Origin of the sequence: Arthrobacter arnarulunnguaqae, assembly GCF_051262515.1 — a bacterium.
In the GTDB taxonomy this organism is placed as follows: domain Bacteria; phylum Actinomycetota; class Actinomycetes; order Actinomycetales; family Micrococcaceae; genus Arthrobacter_N.
This window is the reverse complement of the sequence record NZ_JBIMER010000001.1, coordinates 69,706-88,455: the sequence shown is the minus strand read 5'-3', so window position 1 is coordinate 88,455 and position 18,750 is coordinate 69,706. Positions and strand designations below refer to the sequence as shown.

The 18,750-nt window shown below is 69.0% G+C and carries 17 protein-coding genes and 1 riboswitch; of the genes, 2 read left to right on the top strand and 15 right to left on the bottom strand.

Annotation, left to right across the window (positions count from 1 at the left end; translation table 11 throughout):
- Window positions 1-42: 42 nt before the first annotated feature.
- The 6 genes from ACHAAJ_RS00340 to ACHAAJ_RS00315 form a co-directional block, all read right to left on the bottom strand.
- Complete coding sequence (locus ACHAAJ_RS00340; RefSeq protein ID WP_435725822.1) at window positions 43-1,395, bottom strand: deoxyguanosinetriphosphate triphosphohydrolase; 1,353 nt, start codon at window positions 1,393-1,395, stop codon at window positions 43-45.
- Window positions 1,379-2,554 (bottom strand): tRNA dihydrouridine synthase DusB, encoded by a 1,176-nt coding sequence (gene dusB, locus ACHAAJ_RS00335; protein ID WP_435726217.1) that lies wholly within the window; start codon window positions 2,552-2,554, stop codon window positions 1,379-1,381. The genes ACHAAJ_RS00340 and dusB overlap by 17 nt, the downstream gene beginning before the upstream one ends.
- Before the next feature lie 106 nt (window positions 2,555-2,660).
- Window positions 2,661-4,079, bottom strand: coding sequence for a YibE/F family protein (locus ACHAAJ_RS00330; RefSeq protein ID WP_435725821.1), 1,419 nt, complete (start codon window positions 4,077-4,079; stop codon window positions 2,661-2,663).
- Between the two features lie 9 nt (window positions 4,080-4,088).
- Window positions 4,089-5,003 carry a GNAT family N-acetyltransferase gene (locus ACHAAJ_RS00325; RefSeq protein ID WP_435725820.1) on the bottom strand — a complete coding sequence of 305 codons (915 nt, stop codon included), beginning with the start codon at window positions 5,001-5,003 and terminating at the stop codon, window positions 4,089-4,091.
- A gap of 79 nt (window positions 5,004-5,082) precedes the next feature.
- On the bottom strand, window positions 5,083-6,468 hold the full coding sequence (locus tag ACHAAJ_RS00320) for a glycine--tRNA ligase (RefSeq protein ID WP_435725819.1): 1,386 nt from the start codon (window positions 6,466-6,468) through the stop codon (window positions 5,083-5,085).
- Window positions 6,469-6,577: 109 nt separating this feature from the next.
- The gene (locus tag ACHAAJ_RS00315; RefSeq protein WP_435725818.1) at window positions 6,578-7,594 is read right to left on the bottom strand and encodes a DMT family transporter; all 1,017 of its coding nucleotides are present in this window, start codon (window positions 7,592-7,594) and stop codon (window positions 6,578-6,580) included.
- A gap of 88 nt (window positions 7,595-7,682) precedes the next feature.
- On the opposite strand from ACHAAJ_RS00315, the gene ACHAAJ_RS00310 reads away from it, so the two are divergent.
- On the top strand, window positions 7,683-7,910 hold the full coding sequence (locus ACHAAJ_RS00310; protein ID WP_435725817.1) for an RNA-binding S4 domain-containing protein: 228 nt from the start codon (window positions 7,683-7,685) through the stop codon (window positions 7,908-7,910).
- A gap of 4 nt (window positions 7,911-7,914) precedes the next feature.
- Here ACHAAJ_RS00310 and ACHAAJ_RS00305 read toward each other — a convergent pair whose 3' ends face one another.
- The 3 genes from ACHAAJ_RS00305 to ACHAAJ_RS00295 all read right to left on the bottom strand — a co-directional run bounded on the left by ACHAAJ_RS00305 (window position 7,915) and on the right by ACHAAJ_RS00295 (window position 11,113).
- Window positions 7,915-8,580, bottom strand: coding sequence for an alpha/beta hydrolase (locus tag ACHAAJ_RS00305; RefSeq protein ID WP_435725816.1), 666 nt, complete (start codon window positions 8,578-8,580; stop codon window positions 7,915-7,917).
- A 32-nt stretch (window positions 8,581-8,612) separates the two neighbouring features.
- A complete protein-coding gene (gene metX / locus ACHAAJ_RS00300; RefSeq protein WP_435726216.1) occupies window positions 8,613-9,692 on the bottom strand; it encodes a homoserine O-acetyltransferase MetX in 1,080 nt (359 codons plus the stop codon).
- A gap of 77 nt (window positions 9,693-9,769) precedes the next feature.
- Entirely contained in the window at window positions 9,770-11,113 is a 1,344-nt protein-coding gene (locus ACHAAJ_RS00295; protein ID WP_435725815.1) for a bifunctional o-acetylhomoserine/o-acetylserine sulfhydrylase, read from the bottom strand.
- Window positions 11,114-11,187: 74 nt separating this feature from the next.
- Window positions 11,188-11,305: riboswitch (SAM riboswitch) on the bottom strand.
- A 135-nt stretch (window positions 11,306-11,440) separates the two neighbouring features.
- Here ACHAAJ_RS00295 and ACHAAJ_RS00290 point away from each other — a divergent pair.
- Window positions 11,441-12,082 (top strand): VOC family protein, encoded by a 642-nt coding sequence (locus ACHAAJ_RS00290; RefSeq protein WP_435725814.1) that lies wholly within the window; start codon window positions 11,441-11,443, stop codon window positions 12,080-12,082.
- A gap of 97 nt (window positions 12,083-12,179) precedes the next feature.
- Here the strand turns inward: ACHAAJ_RS00290 and ACHAAJ_RS00285 are convergent, their stop codons facing one another.
- From ACHAAJ_RS00285 to ACHAAJ_RS00260, 6 genes are all read right to left on the bottom strand, one after another.
- Window positions 12,180-12,986, bottom strand: coding sequence for a CPBP family intramembrane glutamic endopeptidase (locus ACHAAJ_RS00285; protein WP_435725813.1), 807 nt, complete (start codon window positions 12,984-12,986; stop codon window positions 12,180-12,182).
- 92 nt (window positions 12,987-13,078) lie between these two features.
- Entirely contained in the window at window positions 13,079-13,576 is a 498-nt protein-coding gene (gene tpx, locus ACHAAJ_RS00280) for a thiol peroxidase (RefSeq protein ID WP_435725812.1), read from the bottom strand.
- 58 nt (window positions 13,577-13,634) lie between these two features.
- Window positions 13,635-14,834 carry an imidazolonepropionase gene (gene hutI, locus ACHAAJ_RS00275; protein WP_435725811.1) on the bottom strand — a complete coding sequence of 400 codons (1,200 nt, stop codon included), beginning with the start codon at window positions 14,832-14,834 and terminating at the stop codon, window positions 13,635-13,637.
- The gene (locus ACHAAJ_RS00270) at window positions 14,831-16,120 is read right to left on the bottom strand and encodes a formimidoylglutamate deiminase (protein ID WP_435725810.1); all 1,290 of its coding nucleotides are present in this window, start codon (window positions 16,118-16,120) and stop codon (window positions 14,831-14,833) included. The genes hutI and ACHAAJ_RS00270 overlap by 4 nt, the downstream gene beginning before the upstream one ends.
- Window positions 16,117-17,394, bottom strand: coding sequence for an allantoate amidohydrolase (locus tag ACHAAJ_RS00265; protein ID WP_435725809.1), 1,278 nt, complete (start codon window positions 17,392-17,394; stop codon window positions 16,117-16,119). Before ACHAAJ_RS00265 ends, ACHAAJ_RS00270 begins: the two co-directional genes overlap by 4 nt.
- Before the next feature lie 11 nt (window positions 17,395-17,405).
- Window positions 17,406-18,749, bottom strand: a complete 1,344-nt coding sequence (locus tag ACHAAJ_RS00260; RefSeq protein WP_435725808.1) for a YjiH family protein — start codon at window positions 18,747-18,749, stop codon at window positions 17,406-17,408.
- Between the last annotated feature and the right edge of the window lies 1 nt (window position 18,750).

Genomic DNA, 18,750 nt, shown 5'->3' with positions numbered 1-18,750 from the left:
GACGTTTTGGACGCCCGCAGGCCCCTCGGACGACGTCCAAAATCAGAACAGTTCGCTGCTGAACGAATGCCCTTGAACCAGCGTCGCGTGCCATTCAATGGCGGAGCCATCCGTCAGTGAGGCAACTTGGTCAATGACGACGCGGAGCCGTCCGGCGTCGTCGGCGGCATCCCTCCAGTCGGCGGCGAACATCGGCTCCAGGTAGCGGTCGCCGGTTTCCTCAAGCAGGCCCACGAGGTCGGCCAACACCTCTTGTTGGCGCTGGTAGATCGGCTGCCGTTCCTCGCTGGTCATGACGTAGGCGGTCGCAAGGCCCTTCATGGCGGCGATCTCGTGCTCTGTCTCGACCGGAACCAGCAGTCGCCCGTTGAACCTGGTCAGCCGGTCGGGCCCGAACTCCGCGCGGGTGGCGTCCAAAGCGGATTGGGAGAACCTGCCGATGAATTGGCTGGTCATGTCCTTCAGCGCGGCCATGGCTCGGCGTGACCCGTCGGTGTGGGGCACCCACTCCGGGGTGGCCTCGAGACGCGCCAGAGCGGCGTCGATCGTGTCGTCGGACTCGTCCGGCAGGTACCAGCGGCGCGTGTAATCGACCACTCTCGCCCGTTGGTCCGGATCCCGGATCCAGCGCAGCTGGAATCGGCCCGCAACGATGGCATCCTCAACGTCGTGCACGGAATAGGAGATATCGTCGGCGAGGTCCATGACCTGGGCCTCGATGCACGTCTGGCGAGGCTCGGAGGCGGCCCCGTGCGCCCCGTCGTCGTTGCCGGAGCGAAGCCAGTCGAAGATCGGTCGGTCGTCCTCGTAGACACCGAATTTCTTCGTCGTCTTGCCGTTCTTCATGGGCGCGTCGACGCGTCGCCAGGGGTACTTCGTTGCGGCGTCAAGGGTCGCCCTCGTGAGGTTCAGGCCGGCCGAATCTCCCGTGTGTCGGAACGTCTTGGTTTCGAGCCTGCTGAGCAGGCGCAGGGTCTGGGCGTTGCCCTCGAAGCCTCCGATGTTCTGGGAGAGCTTGTTGAGGGCCTTCTCGCCATTGTGGCCGAATGGAGGGTGCCCAAGGTCGTGCGCAAGGCACGCCGTGTCGACGACATCGCGGTCGCAACCGAGTGTTCCCCCGAGTTCCCTGCCCACCTGCGCGACCTCAAGCGAGTGGGTGAGCCGCGTGCGGACGAAGTCGTCGGAATACGGGGCGACTACTTGCGTCTTCGCGCCCAACCTGCGCAAGGCCGAGGAATGGAGGACGCGCGCCCGGTCGCGCTCGAAACTGGTCCGGTACGCCTTCTTAGGCGGTTCGGGAACCCATCGTTCCTCGTCGTAGGGCGTGTAGCCCGGCGCGAGTCGGGACACCGCGCCGTCGGTCCGCTCCGCGCGGGGATCAGCCACCGGAGACATCCAGCTCCGCCGCCGCGATCATCGACTTGTGGTCCGCGCTCAACTCTCGGCTGTTCAGCCAGCCGTCCGGCAGGGTCGTTCGCTTGGGCGAACCCGCGCGCCCGCGGGGGCCTTCTGCGTCGACTCCCGGGTAGGGCGCATCGGCGTCGAGCTGCGAGAGGAGTTCACGCAGTACCTCGAGACTCGGCACGGAAGCCAGCGCCGCACGCAACTCACCGCCGACCATGTAGCCCTTGAAGTACCAGGCGACGTGCTTGCGGATGTCCCGCAGGGCCTTGCCTTCGTCCGCGAAGTAGTCGACGAGGAGTTCGGCATGGCGGTGGAAGCTGTCGGCCACTTCCTTGAGGCCCGGGCGGAACCGATGGTCCGAGCCCTCGAAAGCGGCTTGGAGGTCACCGAACAGCCACGGGCGACCCTGGCAGCCACGGCCGATAACGACGCCATCGACTCCGGTCTGCTCGACCATGCGCAATGCGTCCTCGGCGCTCCAGATGTCGCCGTTTCCAAGCACGGGAACGTCCGGCAGTGCCTCGCGGAGTTCCGCGATGGCGGCCCAGTCCGCCTTGCCGGAGTAGAACTGGCTGGCCGTGCGTCCGTGCAGTGTCACCGCGGCCACGCCCGCGTCCCGGGCGATCTTGCCTGCCTCGATGAATGTGAGGTGGTCGTCGTCGATACCCTTGCGCATCTTGATCGTCAAGGGAATGTCGCCGCGTGCGGCCTCACGCGTAGCCGCCTGGACGATCGCCGTGAACAGGTCGGTTTTCCAAGGGAGCGCAGACCCTCCTCCGCGGCGGGTTACCTTGGGGACGGGGCAACCGAAGTTGAGATCGATGTGGTCCGCGCGGTCCTCGTCGACCAGCATGCGGACGGCGGCGCCCACGGTTTTGGGATCGACGCCGTAAAGCTGCACAGAACGGACCGATTCGTCCTCATCGTGGGAGATGATGCGCATGGACATGTCGTTGCGCTCCACGAGGGCACGGGAAGTGACCATTTCGGCCACGTAAAGACCGCCGCCGTATTCGCGGCATAGGCGGCGGAAGGCCTTGTTGGTGATGCCCGCCATCGGCGCGAGCACCACGGGCACGTCGACGACGAGCTTGCCCAGCCTCAGGGGCGGCAACTCGAGCTTCGCAGGCGTGTGGGAATCGGAGGAAATAACGGTCACCCCCCCATTGTCTCAAGACGGCGCAAATCGGCGAACAGTAGATGCGGTCGGTGGAAACGTGCCCGCTGGCTGGCGGCACCACCCATCGACACCGCCCCTATTTCTCGAGACCGCCCGGACTTTCAGGGGGACTCGACAATTTCGCGCGGTCTCGCCGAACCGGTGGGGACGGGACAGGGCGGCGGGCGCGCTGCGTCGGGACGGTCGGATCCGCGTCCCACGCAGCGACGCCGGCGGTTCGTTCCTCGCTCGGGCCGGTGGCACCGTCCGGAGCGTTGGGTGCGGCCGCCGTACCGCGGCGGCCCCTGCCATGGCCCACCGCCTTCACGACCGCCACCGCGATCGCCGTCGTCACGGGGATGGCCAACACCAGCCCGATGGAACCGACGAGTGTCCGGACCACTTCCTCGGCCAACTCGCCACTCGTGAACGTATCGAGCAGCGCCCGATCGTACAGACTCACCAGGATCAGGACCGGCAACGCGGCTCCGGCATAGGCGAAGGCGATCGTATACACGGTGGACGCAATATGGTCTCGTCCAATGCGCATGGCCGAGGTGAACAGCTCCCCCGCGGGCCGATGGGGAGACGCCTCGGCCAACTCCCAGACCGCGGACGACTGTGTAATCGTCACGTCGTTCAGCACGCCCAGTCCGGCGACCAGTAGACCACACAGGATGACGCCGGAAAGATTGAGTTGCGGAACCTGGTTGATCAGCGTGTAGGCGTTGTCGTCGCCGACACCGGTGAGGTGGGCGGCGCCGGTCGCCCACGCCGCCAGCAGCGCCGTGACCAGCAGTCCGAACAGCGTTCCCAAGAGCGCCGTCGTGGTGCGCGCGGTGAATCCATGTGCGAAATACAGCACGGCGAACATGATCACGGAGCATCCGACCAGTCCCACCAACAGCGGCGGCTTGCCCTCGACCAGCGCAGGGAGCATGAATGCGGACAACACCGCGTAGGCACCACCCAGCCCCAGCAGGGCCCGGAAGCCGCGCCACCGCGCCACGGCACAGACGACGACGGCGTACAGCGTCGCGAGCAGCAAAATGGGTGCGGTCCTGACGAAATCCACGAAAACGTACGGCGCCGCGGAGCCCGTCACGGCCCCACGCAGGTCCAGGTACCGTACCTGGTCTCCCGCCGACACGCCGTCGGACGCCACGATCTCGGGCGGAACCTCGACGGGGACCGCGCTCCCGCCTGCCGACGGCAGGACATACGACACCTCGCACTGCTGGGCCGTTCCCCCGGCGTCCTCCGTCGCGCCCGCGGACGGGCACTCCTCGAGGACCGTTTTCTGCACGGTACCGGTCGTGAAAACGACGCCGGCGGCCGCCGAGTACGGATCGCCGAGCGTCACGCGGTCCTCGGCCGGACCGGGCCACAACGCGAGGACGCCGACACCGGTCAGCAGCGCCAATGGCAACAGGATCGAGGCGAGGATGATGGTGGCGCGACGCCGGCGAACCGGATCCGCGATGGTCTCTCCGCCGTGCCCGTGGCTGTGCCCCACCCTGCTCCCCTAGTCCGTGCTGACGATGTGCGTGGTGGTGACCACGGTCGCTTGGCCGGCCGCCATCAACGAATCTACGAGGTCGTGGAGCGGGACCATCGCGTCGTCCACCTCGAGCTTGACCGGGTACTGGTGCGCCAACATGGCCAGAAGGTTGACCAGCGCTTCGCGCGCGGAGGCGTCGGACAGCGACGGGTCCCAGCCCATCAGCACGTCCGCCGGGGCGTCGACGCGGTCGGGCTCGTAGCTGACGGCGAACGAGAGGATCTTCCCGCCGAGTTCCTTGGGCTTGTCGCGCAGGACGACGGCGCCCTTGGCCCCCGTCGCGTCGCCGAGCAGCATGGTCTGTGCCCGGCCCAGTGTCATCTCGGATCGGTCCCAGTCGTGCACCGCATTGTAGAAGTCGGCAACCAGCTGCGTGAGCTCGACGGATCCCGTGGCCGATTCCTCGAGCGTGAGGCCCTCCTCGTCGAACGTCGGGAGCTTCAGCCCACCGGGTTCCACCACGACGGCGCGCGAACGCTGAATGGGCTTCTGGCCAACCGCGCCGGTGAAGGCGTGCGCAGCCTCGGCCTCCGCGCCCTCGACGGTGTACCGGGACTTCAGCGCGGTGACGCCCGACGGCGCCGGTTCGGCACGCAGGCGCCGCAGCAGCTCCGTGGCGATTCCCTGGCGGCGGTGGCCGGACGCGACCTCGGCGAAGAACCACAGCCGGTCCGGATGCAGCGAGGATTCGAAGACCGTGGCCGCCGCGACGGGGACGCCGTGGTCGTCGGCCACCAGCGTGCGTGCCCACGGGTCGTCCGAGGAGGGACGCAGCATAGTGCGGTCGATGTGGGCCTGCGGGGTCGAGGGGTCCCCCCAGAGCTGCAGCAGCGCCAGGTCGTCGCCGTCGCGCCATGGGCGGTAGTTCAGGTTGGTCATTCTGCTCCTGTGTAGATCTTGCTGTGGAACGCGCCGGGCCCGCCGATGATCTTCGGCGGGCCCGGCGCCGGTTCCCGTGCTATGCGCCCAGCAGGCGTGCGGCGAGGTAGGACTTGACCTGGTCAAGCGCCACGCGTTCCTGCGACATGGTGTCGCGTTCGCGGATCGTCACCGCATTGTCCTCGAGGGTGTCGAAGTCGACCGTGATGCAGAACGGCGTGCCGATCTCGTCCTGGCGGCGGTACCGACGGCCGATCGCCCCGGCGTCGTCGAAGTCGATGTTCCAGTGCTTGCGCAGCTCGGAGGCCAGCGCCTTGGCCTTGGGCGAGAGCTCCTCGTTGCGGCTCAGCGGCAACACGGCCGCCTTGACCGGAGCCAGACGCGGATCCAGGCGCAGGACGGTGCGCTTGTCGACGCCGCCCTTGGCGTTCGGAGCCTCGTCCTCGGTGTATGCGTCCACGAGGAAGGCCATCATCGAGCGGGTGAGACCGAACGACGGCTCGATGACGTACGGCGTGAAGCGCTCGCCCGAGGCCTGGTTGAAGAAGCTCAACTCGGTGCCGGACCCCTTGCTGTGCGAGCCGAGGTCGTAGTCCGTGCGGTTGGCGACGCCCATGAGCTCGCCCCACTCGGATCCCTGGAAGCCAAACTTGTACTCGAAGTCGATCGTCCCGGCCGAGTAGTGGGCGCGCTCGTCCTCAGGGACGTCGAAGCGTCGCATGTTCTCGGGGTTGATGCCCAGGTCCATGAACCAGGCCCAGCAGATCTCCACCCACTCCTTGAACCATCCCTCGGCGTCCTCGGGCGCGGTGAAGAACTCGATCTCCATCTGCTCGAACTCGCGGGTGCGGAAAATGAAGTTTCCGGGGGTGATTTCGTTGCGGAACGCCTTGCCGATCTGGCCGATGCCGAACGGCGGCTTCTTCCGCGAGACCGTGAGCACGTTGTTGAAGTTCACGAAGATACCCTGCGCCGTCTCGGGGCGGAGGAAGTGCAGTCCGGCCTCGTTGTCCACGGGGCCGAGGAATGTCTTGACCAGCCCGGAGAAGAGCTGGGGTTCGGTCCACGCGCCCTTGGTGCCGCAGTCCGGGCACACGATTTCCGACATGCCCTCCTGCGGGGCGCGCTTCTTCTTGGCCTCGAAGGCCTCGAGCAGGTGGTCCTGACGGTGGCGCTTGTGGCACTTGGTGCACTCGACCAGCGGGTCGGTGAACGTCGCGACGTGGCCGGAGGCCTCCCAGACCGCCTTCGGCAAGATGACGGAGGAATCGAGCCCCACCATGTCCTCGCGCCCGCGGATGAAGGTCTGCCACCATTCCCGCTTGATGTTTTCCTTCAACTCGGTGCCCAGTGGCCCGTAGTCCCACGCGGAGCGGGATCCGCCGTAGATCTCACCCGCCTGGAACACGAATCCGCGCCGCTTGGCGAGGGAAATGACCTGATCGAGCTTGGATTGTGGCGCCATAGATTAATACTCCAAAGGTTCACGTGGCCGCTGGTTGCGGTCCGTAACGGGGGAACAATTCGCATCCAGCCTAGCGCGGGCGGGCGGGCGGGCGCGCATCGGCGGACGCTCAGGCGCGGCCCGTGCGCCCCCTCATGCCGGGCAGGGCGGCGGTGACGACGGCCACGAGCGTGAGCAACGTCCCCAGCACGGTCGCCGTCTCGACGATGGTTCCCGGCGTCGGCACCAGCAGGTCCAGGGCCAGCGATCCGAGGAGCTGTCCCGCGATCATGCACAGACCCGAGAGGAGAACGCCGAGCGTTCTGACCAGCACCGCGCCGACGGCGATGAAGACGACGCCGAATAGCCCGCCCGTGTAGTACCACCATTCGGTCGGCAACGGATGGGAGGGCCCGACGACGGCGGCCTTCACCGCCCACGCGGCGCAGAGCGCGGCGCCCCCGGCCGCGAAGTTCATCAGGGTCGCTGTGATCGGGGTTCCGTAGGTGGCCGCCTGGACGCCGTTCATGGCCTGTTGGAACCCGATGAAGAGCCCGGCGCTGAGCGGCAGCAACACCGGAAGGAGCCAGATGGCCACCTGCGTGGCCTCCATGCGCGGGGACACGGCCCACAGGACGGATCCCACCATCAGGACCGACGCCGCGAGGCGCCAACCGGAAACGGGGCGCCGGCCCCCGGGACCGAAGCCGATGCGGTCCACGAGGAGCCCGCTGAAAGTCTGGCCGGTGACAATGGCCAGGGTGAACAGTGCGATGCCGATCAGCGGCACGGACGTGGTCTGGCCGACCACCAGGTAGGCGCCCAGGACCCCCGCCCCGAGGTACCAGCGGGGAAACTCCCGGCGACCGACCGCCCGGCGCATCGCCCGCCACCCCGCTCGTCCGCGGGGCAGCAACGCCGTCGCGGCTATCAGCACCGTCAGGCCGACGCCGAAGCTGATGCCCGCCGCGCCGATGGGATCCTCCATCGTGAATCCCAGGGCGCCGTTGACCCTGCCCTGGAGGGGAATGATGGTTCCCGCCGCGAGCGCGAGGCCGAGGCCGAGCCACGTGGGGATCGATCCCGCTGCGGGGCGCGCGGAGCCCTGGGAGTGCGGGGCGGTGGGGGCAGGTTTCCGGGTGCTCATCGACTCACCATGTTACGCGGATGCACGCCGGCGGGGCGGCAAACCGGCCGCGTTCGCGCGACGGCGCCAACTGCCGGATGATGGGTCCATGAGCATTCCCGAACCCGCACCCGTTCAGATCCGCGACGAATCCATCCGCCTCGGCCAGCTGCTGAAGCTTTCCTCCCTGGCGGAGGACGGAATCCAGGCCAAGGAATTCGTGGAGAACGGGCTGGTGAAGGTCAACGGCGAGATCGAGACGCGCCGGGGGCGCCAGCTCCGCGCCGGAGACACCGTGGAGGTCAACGGCGAGGTCATCGTCGTCGAACAGGGCTAGTCCCCTAGCCGACGGGGGCCTCGCGGGCGTCGAGGACGGCCCGGCGCAGGAACTCGGAGACGTGGCCCATCTCCGGCTGGGAAATGCTGTGCTGCATGCCCGCGTAGAGCATCTTGGTCAGATGGGTGTTCTCGGTCGCCCAGTCGTGGGTGAACGCGATCTTGTCCTCGGTGATGACCTGGTCCGCCTGGCCCCGACCCCAGAACAGCGGCGTGCCGGCGGCCTTGACCCCGGCGTCGTCAAAGAAGTCGCTGCCCGTGGCGGGCACCGCGAAGCCGGAGAGTCCGACGACGGCGGCGACGTCGCTCGGGCGGTGGCGCAGCGCGCTGGTGGCCACGGCCATGCCCATGGAAAAGCCCAACAACGTCACCGACGAGTGGTTCCCGCGGACGGTGTCGAGCCACGCCCAGACATCGGCCACGGACTTCTCGACCTTGTCCACGGAGAAGTCGGGCTCGTGCATCAGCGGGAACCAGGTGAACCCGGGGCCGAGCGCGTGCGGCGCCCGCACGGAGGCGATCGTGAACGCCTCCGGGAGCAGCGGGGCGAGCCCCATCAGGTCCGCCTCGTTGGACAGATAGCCGTGGAAGGCCACCAGCAGGGGCGTTCCGGCCCGCTCCGATTCGGGACGGGACCAGACAACTACGGGGTTCGAAGACGATTCGCTCATGGTTCCATTGAACCACAGTCAAGGTTGACGCTTCAATCGTTTCGCGTCGGTTGCCCGTACAGCGATCCGCGAAGCCCCCCGTCGAGCTGCTCGATGTCCGTGAGGAACCCGTCGTGCCCCAGCGGAGAAGCGATGTAGCGGACCGCGGGCCGTCCGGGCAGCGCGGCCGCCAGCCGCTCCGACTGCGCCGGCCAGTACAGCCGGTCGCTGTCGACCGCCGCAACGACGAATTCGACGGAGCCGAGCCCCGCGAGAGCCGCATCGACTCCCCCGCGCCCACGGCCGACGTCGTGGCTCATCAGCGACTCCGTCAGCACCAGGTAGCTGTTCGCGTCGAACCGCCCCGACAGCTTCGCCGCCTGGTGGTCGAGGTAGCTCTCGACCTGGTAGCGACCGCGTTCCATGGTCGCCGACCCGAGTGGCTCCTCGCCCGGCTGCGGCCGCCGCCCGAAACGGACGTCGAGTTCCGGTTCGGAGCGGTAGGTGATGTGGGCGATGCGCCGGGCCAACCCGAGCCCGGCGACCGGCGCCGTCCCGCCGTAGTAGTCGCCACCGGCGAAATGGGGGTCAAGGCGGATCGCGGCGGTCTGCGCCTGCGCGAAGGCGATCTGTTCCGCACTCGCCTCGGCCGCGGCGGCGATGACCACGCACGCCCCGACCCGCCCGGGGAACTCGGCGGCCCATTCCAGCGCCCTGGCACCTCCGAGGGAGCCCCCGATCACGCTGTGCCAGCGGGCGACGCCGAGGGCGTCGGCCAAGCGCGCCTCGGCGCGGACGGAATCGCGGACCGTGGTGAACGGGAAGCGCGACCCCCAGGGCGCGCCGTCCGGATCCGGGCTGGACGGCCCGGAGGTCCCGTTGCAACCGCCGACCATGTTGGCGGCCACGACGAAGTAGCGGTCGGTGTCCAACGTCTTGCCGGGCCCGACGAATCCGTCCCACCAGCCGGGTTCGTCAGAGTCCCCGCGGGCGACGTGCGGGTCCCCCGTGAGGGCGTGCTGCAGCAGGACGGCGTTGGACGCGTCGGCGTTCAACCGGCCCCACGTTTCGTATCCGATGACGAGCTCGGGCAGCCAGCCGCCCGTCTCGAAATCGAAGGCGCCGGTGCGCAGGGTCCGCGGAACGCCGTCGGTCCGCGGACCGACGGCGTTCGGAGCGGCGCGCTCCGACGTCGCGTTGAAGTCGAGGGTCACCGGGCCGCCTGCAGGTCCGAGGGCGCGGCCCGGCGGACGGCGTCGAACCCGGCCAACAGGTCGGCGATGATGTCATCGACGTGCTCCAAGCCGACCGACAACCGCACCAGCCCGGGAGTGACCCCGGCGGCGGCCCGCTCGGCCTCGCCCAACTGCGCGTGGGTCGTCGACGCCGGGTGGATGACCAGCGAACGGACGTCGCCGATGTTGGCCACGTTGGAGTGCAGTTCCAGCCCGTCGACGAAGGCCTGTCCCGCTTCCGCGCCGCCCTCCAGGTCGAACGCGACGATCGCGCCGGTGCCGCGCGGTCCGTACTTGCGCCCCCGTTCGAACCACGGGCTCGACGGCAGGCCGGCGAAGGCCACGGAGCGGACGGACTCCCGCGCCTGAAGCCATTCGGCGACCTTCTGCGCGTTGGAGACGTGGCGCTCCATACGCAGGCTCAGCGTTTCCAGGCCCTGGGCGATCAGGAACGCGTTCAGCGGGGCCGCCGCGGAACCGAGGTCCCGCAGCAGTTGGACGCGGGCCTTCAGGATGTAGGCCAGGTTGGCTCCGAGGGCGCCGCCGACGCCGAGGTCGCGGGCGAACACCAACCCGTTGTAGGACTCGTCCGGCGTGTTGAACGTCGGGAACCGCTCGGGGTCCCGCGCGAAGTCGAAGTTGCCGGAGTCCACGATCACACCGGCGATCGCGGTTCCGTGCCCGCCGAGGTACTTGGTGGCCGAGTGCACAACGATGTCCGCGCCCCATTCGATGGGGCGGATCAGGTACGGAGTCGCCAGCGTGTTGTCCACGATGAGCGGGACGCCGGCCTCGTGGGCCGCGGCGGCGAGGCCCTCGATGTCCAGCACGTCCTGACGGGGATTCGAAACCACCTCGCCGAAGAAGGCCTTGGTGTTCGGCCGGACCGCCGCGCGCCAGTGTTCGAGGTTGTCGGGATCCTCGACGAACGTCGTCTCGATGCCCAATCGACGCAGCGTGTGCTTGAACAGGTTCTGCGTCCCGCCGTAGAGGCTCGGGCTGGCCACGATGTGGTCGCCCGACTCGGCGACGTTCAGGATCGCGAAGGTCGTGGCGGCCTGGCCGGAGGCCAGGAGGAGAGCGCCGACGCCGCCCTCGAGGTCGGCGATGCGGTTTTCCACGGCCTCGGCCGTGGGATTGCCGATGCGCGTGTAGATGGGCGCGAGTTCCTGTAGCGCGAACCGCGCCGCCGCGCTCTCCGCGCTCGGGAAGACGAACGACGTCGTCTGGTAGATCGGCAGGGCGCGCGCCCCGGTTGCCGCGTCGGGTGTTTGTCCCGCGTGGATCTGGCGCGTCTCAAAGGACCAGTTGGTGGACATTGTGGTGCTCCTCTTTCGTCTGAGGGGCCGCACCAAACGGAGTTGCCACACGGAGTGTGACGCCGCCCGGAACCGACCCGCGCTTGCCCCGCGCCACGCTTGGCGCCGAGCCCGGTCCTCACCCGGGGCACCCCACCGCGAGTGGAGGGTTGCCGGCCAGCAAACCGGGGTTTCGCGCTGGCACTCATGACCTGTAGAACAGTTTCGCGGATGCCGCCGCGCCCCGCAAGCGACGCCCGGCGAATATGACGGGGTTTGACACAGCCTTCGGCTCAAGTAAGGACAACCTAAGTCGAGACGCACCTCACAAAGTGCCATCATGGGCACATGAGGTTGGACCACGTTTCATACGCTTGCGGACAGGATGGGTTGGCGGCCACCGCCGACCGCATCAAAGACACTCTGGGGATCGAGTCCGTCAAGGGCGGCGTGCATCCCCGGTTCGGCACACGGAATGTCATTTTCCCGTTGCTGAACAACCAATACCTGGAGGTCGTCGAGGTGCTCGCGCACCCGGCCTCTGACAAGGCTCCGTTCGGCCAGGCCGTGCGTGCGCGGTCGGAAATGGGCGGAGGATGGATGGGCTGGTGCGTCGCCGTCGACGACCTGGCCCCCTTCGAGGAGCGGCTCGGCCGGTCCTCGGTTCCCGGGAACCGGAAGTTCCCGGACGGCCAGGAACTGACGTGGCAGCAGATCGGCATCAAGGGGCTCATCGCGGACCCGCAGGTGCCCTACATGTTGCGCTGGGACGACGGAACCGAGAACCTGCACCCGTCTCGCGCGCTGGAGCCGGTGGGGCGGATCTCCCGGATCAGCATCGCCGGCTCCAGGGAGCGGGTGCGCGAATGGCTGGGAACGCCGGAGCAGAGCCCCCTGGAGGGAGTGGACGTCGAGTGGCAGGCGCCCAACGGGACGCCGGGCATCATGTCCGTGACCTTCGAGACCCCCAAGGGATCGATCACGCTGTAGCGGGACGGGACCTTGCGGACAGGACCGCGGGACACGAAGTGCGGGCCGGACATCCGCTGTCCGGCCCGCGCCGCTTAACCGAGGTGAACTGCTTGAGCTAGGTGCCCAGCCCGATCGCCGGTCCGATCAGCGCGTAGCCGACGAACCCGGCCGTATCGAGCAACGCGTGGGCGATGACCAGGGGCATTACCCGGCGGTACTTGAGGTACAACCACCCGAAGACCAGCCCCATCAGGAAGTTCCCCACGAACGGGCCGAAACCCTGGTAGAGGTGGTAGCTTCCGCGCAGGATCGCGCTGGCGACCACCACGGCCCACGGGCCCCACGCCAGACGGCGCAACCTGTCGAAGAGGTAGCCGACGGCCACCGTTTCCTCGAGGAGGCCGTGGCGCACCGCGGACAGCACCAGGACCGGTATGGTCCACCAGTAGGGTTCCAGGGCGGACGGCACGATGGCCGTGGTCGCCCCCAAAGCCCGGCCCGCGGCGTAGACGCCCAGCGTTCCCGCGCCGATCACGGCGAACAGCCCGAAACCCCACCCCAGATCGCGCCAAGGCCTCCGGAAGTCCAGACCCATGGCCCGGAACCCATTGGTTCCCGCTTGGGCAAATAGGAAGAAAACCAGCGCCACGGGGACCAGGGCGAACACGATGTCCAACATTTGGTAAGTCAGGTCGAAGAGGGGACGCTCGCTCAGCGGGTTGTTCATGCTGGTCGTCTGCCCGCCCAGCGGGGCCCGGCTCAACTTGTCCAGGAGGCTGACCGCGGCGTAGACCGCGGACTGTCCGAGGGACAATCCGAGGACCAGTGCGATCTCGAACGCGATCCAGCGGCGGGACGCCGGCGGCCGCGCGCCGGCTTGGCGGCCGGCCGCGGAGGCGGCAAGGGATCCGGTGCTGTCCATGCCAACGATCGTAGCGGGCGGCGGAACAGCGCACAGGGCCCGCCCGGTTTCCCGGACGGACCCTGCCTCGAAGCGCTACTGCAGGGCCGCGGTTAGTTCAGCGCCGCGATGGCGGCGTCGTAGTTCGGCTCCACCGTGATGTCCGAGACGAGTTCGGAGTGCAGGACCGTCCCATCGGTGTCGACGACGACGACCGAGCGTGCGTTCAGTCCCGCCAGCGGGCCGTTGACCATCTTCACGCCGTAGGCCTCGGCGAAGTCGGAGCGGAAGGTGGACGCTGAAACGACGTTCTCCAGGCCCTCCGCACCGCAGAAGCGGCCCAGCGCGAACGGCAGGTCCGCCGAGGCGCAGACCACGGTGGCGTTCTGGAGTCCGCCGGCGAGCTCGTTGAACTTCCGCACGCTGGCGGCGCAGACGCCGGTATCGACGCTGGGGAAGATGTTGAGGACCAGACGGCGGCCGGCCAGGTCGGCGCTGGCGACGTCGGTCAGGTCCGCTCCCGTCAGCGTGAAGTCCGGGGCCGGGGCGCCCTGCGCGGGCAGGTCGCCAATGGTCTGTACGGGAGTTCCCTTGAATGCGGTGTTAGCCATGGCTCCTGTTTATCACGCGGCGGGCCCCGCTCCTGACCGCCGCCGCGCCAGCCGATCGCTAGATCGCACCCGCCGCCAGCGCACCCGCCCGGAAAACGGGGCCGGTGAGCCGCATCCCGGGCCGGTAGGCCAAATGCGAGACGCTGGGTGCGTCGAGCAGCTGCAGGTCCGCGCGCTTTCCCACCTCGAGCGAGCCGACTTCATCCTGCACGCCGAGCGCCAGCGCGCCACCGTATGTTGCCGCGGTGATCGCCTCGCCGATGTCCAGGCGCATCTGCAGCACGGCCGTCGCCACGCAGAACGCCATCGACGTCGTATAGGAAGTACCCGGGTTGCAGTTCGAGGCCAGCGCGATCCGCACCCCGGCGTCCAACAGCTCCCTGCCGGGCGCGAGGGGCTGGCGGGTCGAGAGGTCGCAGGCCGGCAGGCACGTCGCGACGGTGCCGGGGGTGCCGGACCGCGTGGCCGGATCCCATCCACTCCACGATCCGGCGAGCGAGTCGACGTCGGCCGCGTCCAAATAGTTGACGTGGTCCACGCTCTGGGCGCCGAACTCCACGGCCAGGCGCACCCCCGGGCCGGGTCCGAGCTGGTTGCCGTGGACCTTCAGCCCCAACCCCGCCGCCGCACACGCCGCGAGCACCTGCCGCGATTGCGCCTCGTCAAACGCGCCGCGTTCGCAAAAGACGTCGGCGAAGCGCACGTGCGGGAGTACGCCCGCAAGCATCTCCCCGCAGACCAGGTCCGTGTATTCCTGGGCGTCCATGCCGGCCGGCACCAGGTGGGCGCCCAAATAGGTGACCGCGTCGACGACCTCGGCGGCAATCCGGGCATGGCGGGTCTCCTCCGCCACGGTCAGTCCGTATCCGGTCTTCGTTTCGAGGTACGTCGTGCCCCCGGCCACGGCCTCGGCGGCGCGGCGGGCGACAAGGGCGAACAGTTCGTCGTCCGGAGTCGTCGTGGTGGCCGCGGTGGTCACGGCGATCCCCCCGGCGGCATAATCCTGCCCGGCCATCCTGGCGACGAATTCGTCGCCCCGGTCCCCGGCGAAGACCAGGTGGGTGTGCGAGTCAACCCAGCCCGGCAGCGCCGCGCGTCCGTCCGCGTCGAGCACGGTGCCGGCCGCGGGCGCATCCGCGGCCGGCCCGATCCAGGAAATGCGGTCGCCGTCCATGAGGAGTGCGCCATCACGCACTGTGGACTGGGCGGCGTCGGCCGTGAAGATCTCCGACAGGTTGGTGATCAGCGTGGTGCTCATGAAAACTCCGGGTGTTCGGCGAAGAAGGCGGCGTACAGGGCGGCGGGGTCCCCCAGACGGACGTGGATCCCGTCCGTCGCGACCAGTTCCCCGTTGATGTGGACTTCCGCGACGTCGGCTGCCGTGGCCGTCAGGGGCAGTTGGGCCGGCCGCGAACCGATCGTGCGCACGGTGTCTGTGCGCACCAGCAGGTGGTCCCCGTTCTCCCCGAGTCCCAGCGACCGCAGCCCGCCCTCGCGCGCGGCACGGGAGATTTGCGCCGGGGAGAAGCGCCCGCGTTGGCCGCTGCGCAACCGTTCGCCGTGCTCGAGCGAGCGCTGTTCCAGATAGGGATCCAGCACAGCGTGCTGGTCGCTGCCCAGGGACAGGACCGCGCCGGCGTCGGCCAGTTCGCGGGCCGGTCCGATCCCGTCGCCTAGGTCGGCCTCGGTCGTGGGGCAGAAGACGACGCCTGCGCGCGCCGCGCCCAGGTCGACAACGTCGGATTCCGTCAGATGGGTGGCATGCACGGCAGACAGCCGGCCGCCCAACAACCCGGCACTCCCGAGCAACGCCGTGGGCGTCAACCCATGGGCGGCAACGCACGCCTCGTTTTCGGCGGGCTGCTCGGAAAGGTGCACGTGCAAGGGGGTGGCGGGATCCAGACCCGCGGCGATTTCGGCCAGGTCGCCGGCGGAGACGGCGCGCACCGAGTGGATCGCGGCACCCAGGGTCAGCAGGCCGCGACCGGCATCCAGCGTGGCCAACGCGTGTCCGAGCCGCGCGTGGCGCTCCAGCCAGCCGGCGGCGGTGCCGTCGCTGAAGCGCCGCTGCGTCTCGTCCAGGGGCAGCGCCGAACCGTCGGCGGCCAGCCCGCCCTGCAGGTAGCAGGTGTCCAGCAGCACCAGGCGGATGCCCACGGACAGCGCTGCCCGTCCGAGCGCCAGTTCCATGGCGTGTCCGCCGTCGCGGCGGGCGCCGTCCCCGCCGTAGGGTGTGCCGTCCGCTTGGTGGTGCAGATAGTGGAATTCGCCCACCGCGCCGTATCCCGCGGTCGCCATCTCCGCGTAGACCGCGGTGGCCAACTGCTCGTACGCCGCCGGCGTGAGCCGGTGGGCGGCGGCATACATGTGTTCGCGCCAGGTCCAGAACGTGCCCGCTCCCCCGTCCGCGCCCTCGTGGGTTCGCCCGCGCAGGATCCGGTGGAAGGCGTGCGAGTGGGCGTTCACCGGCGCCGGAACGCGGACCGCGGGGCGGCCGGACGCGCCGTTGGCGACACCGCCGGCTACTTCGTCGCTGGCGCTCACAGCAGGTCCTCCAGTGCGTCGGCGAGGGCGAGGACCCCGGCTTCGGCGTCGTCCTCTTCCACAAATTCCTCGGGCGAGTGGCTGATGCCGGAGGGATTGCGCACGTACACCATGCCGGAGGGGACCTCGGCGGCGAGCACTCCAGCGTCGTGCCCCGCTCCCGTGGGAAGCAGCGGCGCCGCCGGTTCGCGGCGCCGGACCGACTGGGCGAGGGATCGGGACAGGCCGGCGTCGAAATGCACGGTGTTGGAGAACGATTCCTCGGTGAGGACGACGCGGCAGCCCTCGAACGCCGCGATCTTCTGCGCCTGGCCGTGGATCGATTCCACCAATCGGGCGGTGATCGCATCGTCCGGGTGCCGCACGTCGAGCCAAAGATCCACACGCGAGGCGATCACGTTGGTGCCGCCGGGGACCGGCTCGAGCCTGCCGACGGTGGCGCGGGCGTTGTCTTGGGCGGCGCCCGTCTTGCGCACTGCCACCACGCATTGGGCGGCGGCGACCATGGGGTCCGCGCGGTCGGCCATGAGCGTGGTGCCCGCGTGGTTGCCTTGACCGGAGAAGGAGAGCCGCCAGCGGCCGTGGCCCAGAATGGTGTCCCCGACCGCGATGGCCGGCCCCCGCCCCGCGTGGTCCGTGTGCTCGGCGGAATTCAGTCCGCGGCCCTGCTCGACGTGCAGCTCGACGAAGTCCCCGATCCGCGCCAAGGTGGCCTCGTCGCGGCCGAAGCGGTCGGGGTCCAACCCGTTGGCCCGTGCGACGTCCGCGAGCGTGTTGCCGTCGGCGTCGCGCAGCCGCAGTGCGCGTGCGGGGTCGATGGCCCCGGTGAGCAGGCGCGATCCCAGGCAGGCCACGCCGAAGCGCGACCCCTCCTCCTCGGGGAAGACCGCGATGGCCATCGCCCGGTGGCGGACCACTGCGCCGGCCGCCTCGCGTTCGGCCAACAGATCGAAGGCGGCCAGCGCGCTGGCAACGCCGAGCGGGCCGTCGAAGGCCCCGCCGCCGGGAACCGAATCCAGGTGGGATCCCGTCACGAGCGCACCGCGGCGCGGGTCCCCGCCGTCCGCGGTTCCGGGCAGGTCCCACCACGCCCAGATGATGCCGTGGGCATCGGTGGAGACCTCGAGCCCGCGAGCGGCGGCCTCGGCCTGGAACCATTCGCGCAGGCCCAGCTCGGCGGAGGAGAAGACCGGGCGGGAGTAGCCGCCGCGCCGCCCGTCGCGCCCGGTGTCCGCGATCGCGGCGAGCAGGGAGTTTACGGTGTTCGTGGGCACGTCCATGTGTCCTATCTGCCGACCATCAGGAAGGCGATGGGGCTGGCGATGAGCAGGGTCAGGGCGACGCGCTGGGCCCAGATGACCACGAGCTGCCAGACCTTCAACGGAATTTGGGTGGCCAGGATGCAGGGCACCAGGGCGGAGAAGAAGATGATCGCCGACACGCAGACCACGCCGATGACCAGGCGCAGGTACTCGGACTCGTGCCCGGCGACCACCGTGGCCGGCAGGAACATCTCGGCGATCCCCACGGCGGAGGCCTTGGCCGCCAGCATCGGGTCGGGCAGGCCGACGGCCCAGGTGATCGGCAGGAACAGGTAGCCCAGCCAGTCGAAGACCGGCGTGAAGCGCGCGAGCAGCAGTCCGATCAGGCCGACCGAGAGGATCGAGGGCAGGATCGCCATGGCCATGAGCAGCCCGTCGCGGAAATTCGTCCAGAGGTTCCGTCCCAGCGAGGGTGCGCCCGCGAGTGTCTTCATCGCCTCGTTCCAGGCGGTGGCCAGGCGGCGGCCGGTGACCTTCTCCTCCGGGGATGCGTCGGAGCCCGGGTGGTATTCGTCAGTGATCCGGCTCAGCGGGGGAAGCCGCACGACGATGGCGGTGACCAGGAAGGTGACCGCGAAGGTGAGGAAGAAGTAGGGCAGCCACAGGTGCATGAGGTCCAGCGTCTTGGCCACGATCAGCATGAACGTCACCGAGACGGTGGAGAACCCGGTGGCGATGATGGAGGATTCCCGGGCGGTGTAGCGTCCGGACTGGTACATCCGGTCGGTGATCAGCAGTCCGAGCGAGTAGCTACCCACGAAGGAGGCAACGGCGTCGACCGCCGAACGTCCCGGCGTGCGCCAGATGGGGCGCATCACGCGCTGGACCATCACGCCCACGAACTCCATCAGTCCGTAGCCCACCAGCAACGCCAGGAAGATGGCCCCGACCGGGACGATCATACCCACGGGGACGACGAGCTTGTCGAACAGGAACGGGCCCAGATCGGGTTCGAAGAGCAGCGCCGGCCCCGCGTTGAGCACCAGCATGGTGCCCGTTGCCAGGCCGAGGATGTTGAGGAACGCGAACACGGTCTTGATTGGCGACTGGCGCCAGCGGCCGGAGGCGAAGGGGTAGATGGTTCCGGCGACGATCAGCCCGAGGGCCACGAATCGCACCGCCTCGCCGAGGCCGGCGATGATCCAACCGACCAGATGGTCGAGCGGGATGGTCTCCTTGCCACCGATGTCGATCGGCACGAAGAACATGAAGACGCCGATGAGGCTGTAGACGAAGAAGCGCCAGGTGCCGCGCGGCTTCACGGCAGTGCGGTCTTGCTCGAGATCGGTGCTGTTGATTTCCGACATG

What these genes read in the sequence shown, in the direction of transcription:
- ACHAAJ_RS00295 (WP_435725815.1), bottom strand. Translation starts at nt 11,113, where the DNA reads ATGTCCACCAACTGGTCCTTTGAGACGCGCCAGATCCACGCGGGACAA.
- ACHAAJ_RS00320 (WP_435725819.1), bottom strand. Translation starts at nt 6,468, where the DNA reads ATGGCGCCACAATCCAAGCTCGATCAGGTCATTTCCCTCGCCAAGCGG.
- ACHAAJ_RS00305 (WP_435725816.1), bottom strand. Translation starts at nt 8,580, where the DNA reads ATGAGCGAATCGTCTTCGAACCCCGTAGTTGTCTGGTCCCGTCCCGAA.
- ACHAAJ_RS00290 (WP_435725814.1), top strand. Translation starts at nt 11,441, where the DNA reads ATGAGGTTGGACCACGTTTCATACGCTTGCGGACAGGATGGGTTGGCG.
- ACHAAJ_RS00325 (WP_435725820.1), bottom strand. Translation starts at nt 5,003, where the DNA reads ATGACCAACCTGAACTACCGCCCATGGCGCGACGGCGACGACCTGGCG.
- ACHAAJ_RS00315 (WP_435725818.1), bottom strand. Translation starts at nt 7,594, where the DNA reads ATGAGCACCCGGAAACCTGCCCCCACCGCCCCGCACTCCCAGGGCTCC.
- tpx (WP_435725812.1), bottom strand. Translation starts at nt 13,576, where the DNA reads ATGGCTAACACCGCATTCAAGGGAACTCCCGTACAGACCATTGGCGAC.
- ACHAAJ_RS00260 (WP_435725808.1), bottom strand. Translation starts at nt 18,749, where the DNA reads ATGTCGGAAATCAACAGCACCGATCTCGAGCAAGACCGCACTGCCGTG.
- ACHAAJ_RS00285 (WP_435725813.1), bottom strand. Translation starts at nt 12,986, where the DNA reads ATGGACAGCACCGGATCCCTTGCCGCCTCCGCGGCCGGCCGCCAAGCC.
- hutI (WP_435725811.1), bottom strand. Translation starts at nt 14,834, where the DNA reads ATGAGCACCACGCTGATCACCAACCTGTCGGAGATCTTCACGGCCGAC.
- ACHAAJ_RS00340 (WP_435725822.1), bottom strand. Translation starts at nt 1,395, where the DNA reads ATGTCTCCGGTGGCTGATCCCCGCGCGGAGCGGACCGACGGCGCGGTG.
- ACHAAJ_RS00310 (WP_435725817.1), top strand. Translation starts at nt 7,683, where the DNA reads ATGAGCATTCCCGAACCCGCACCCGTTCAGATCCGCGACGAATCCATC.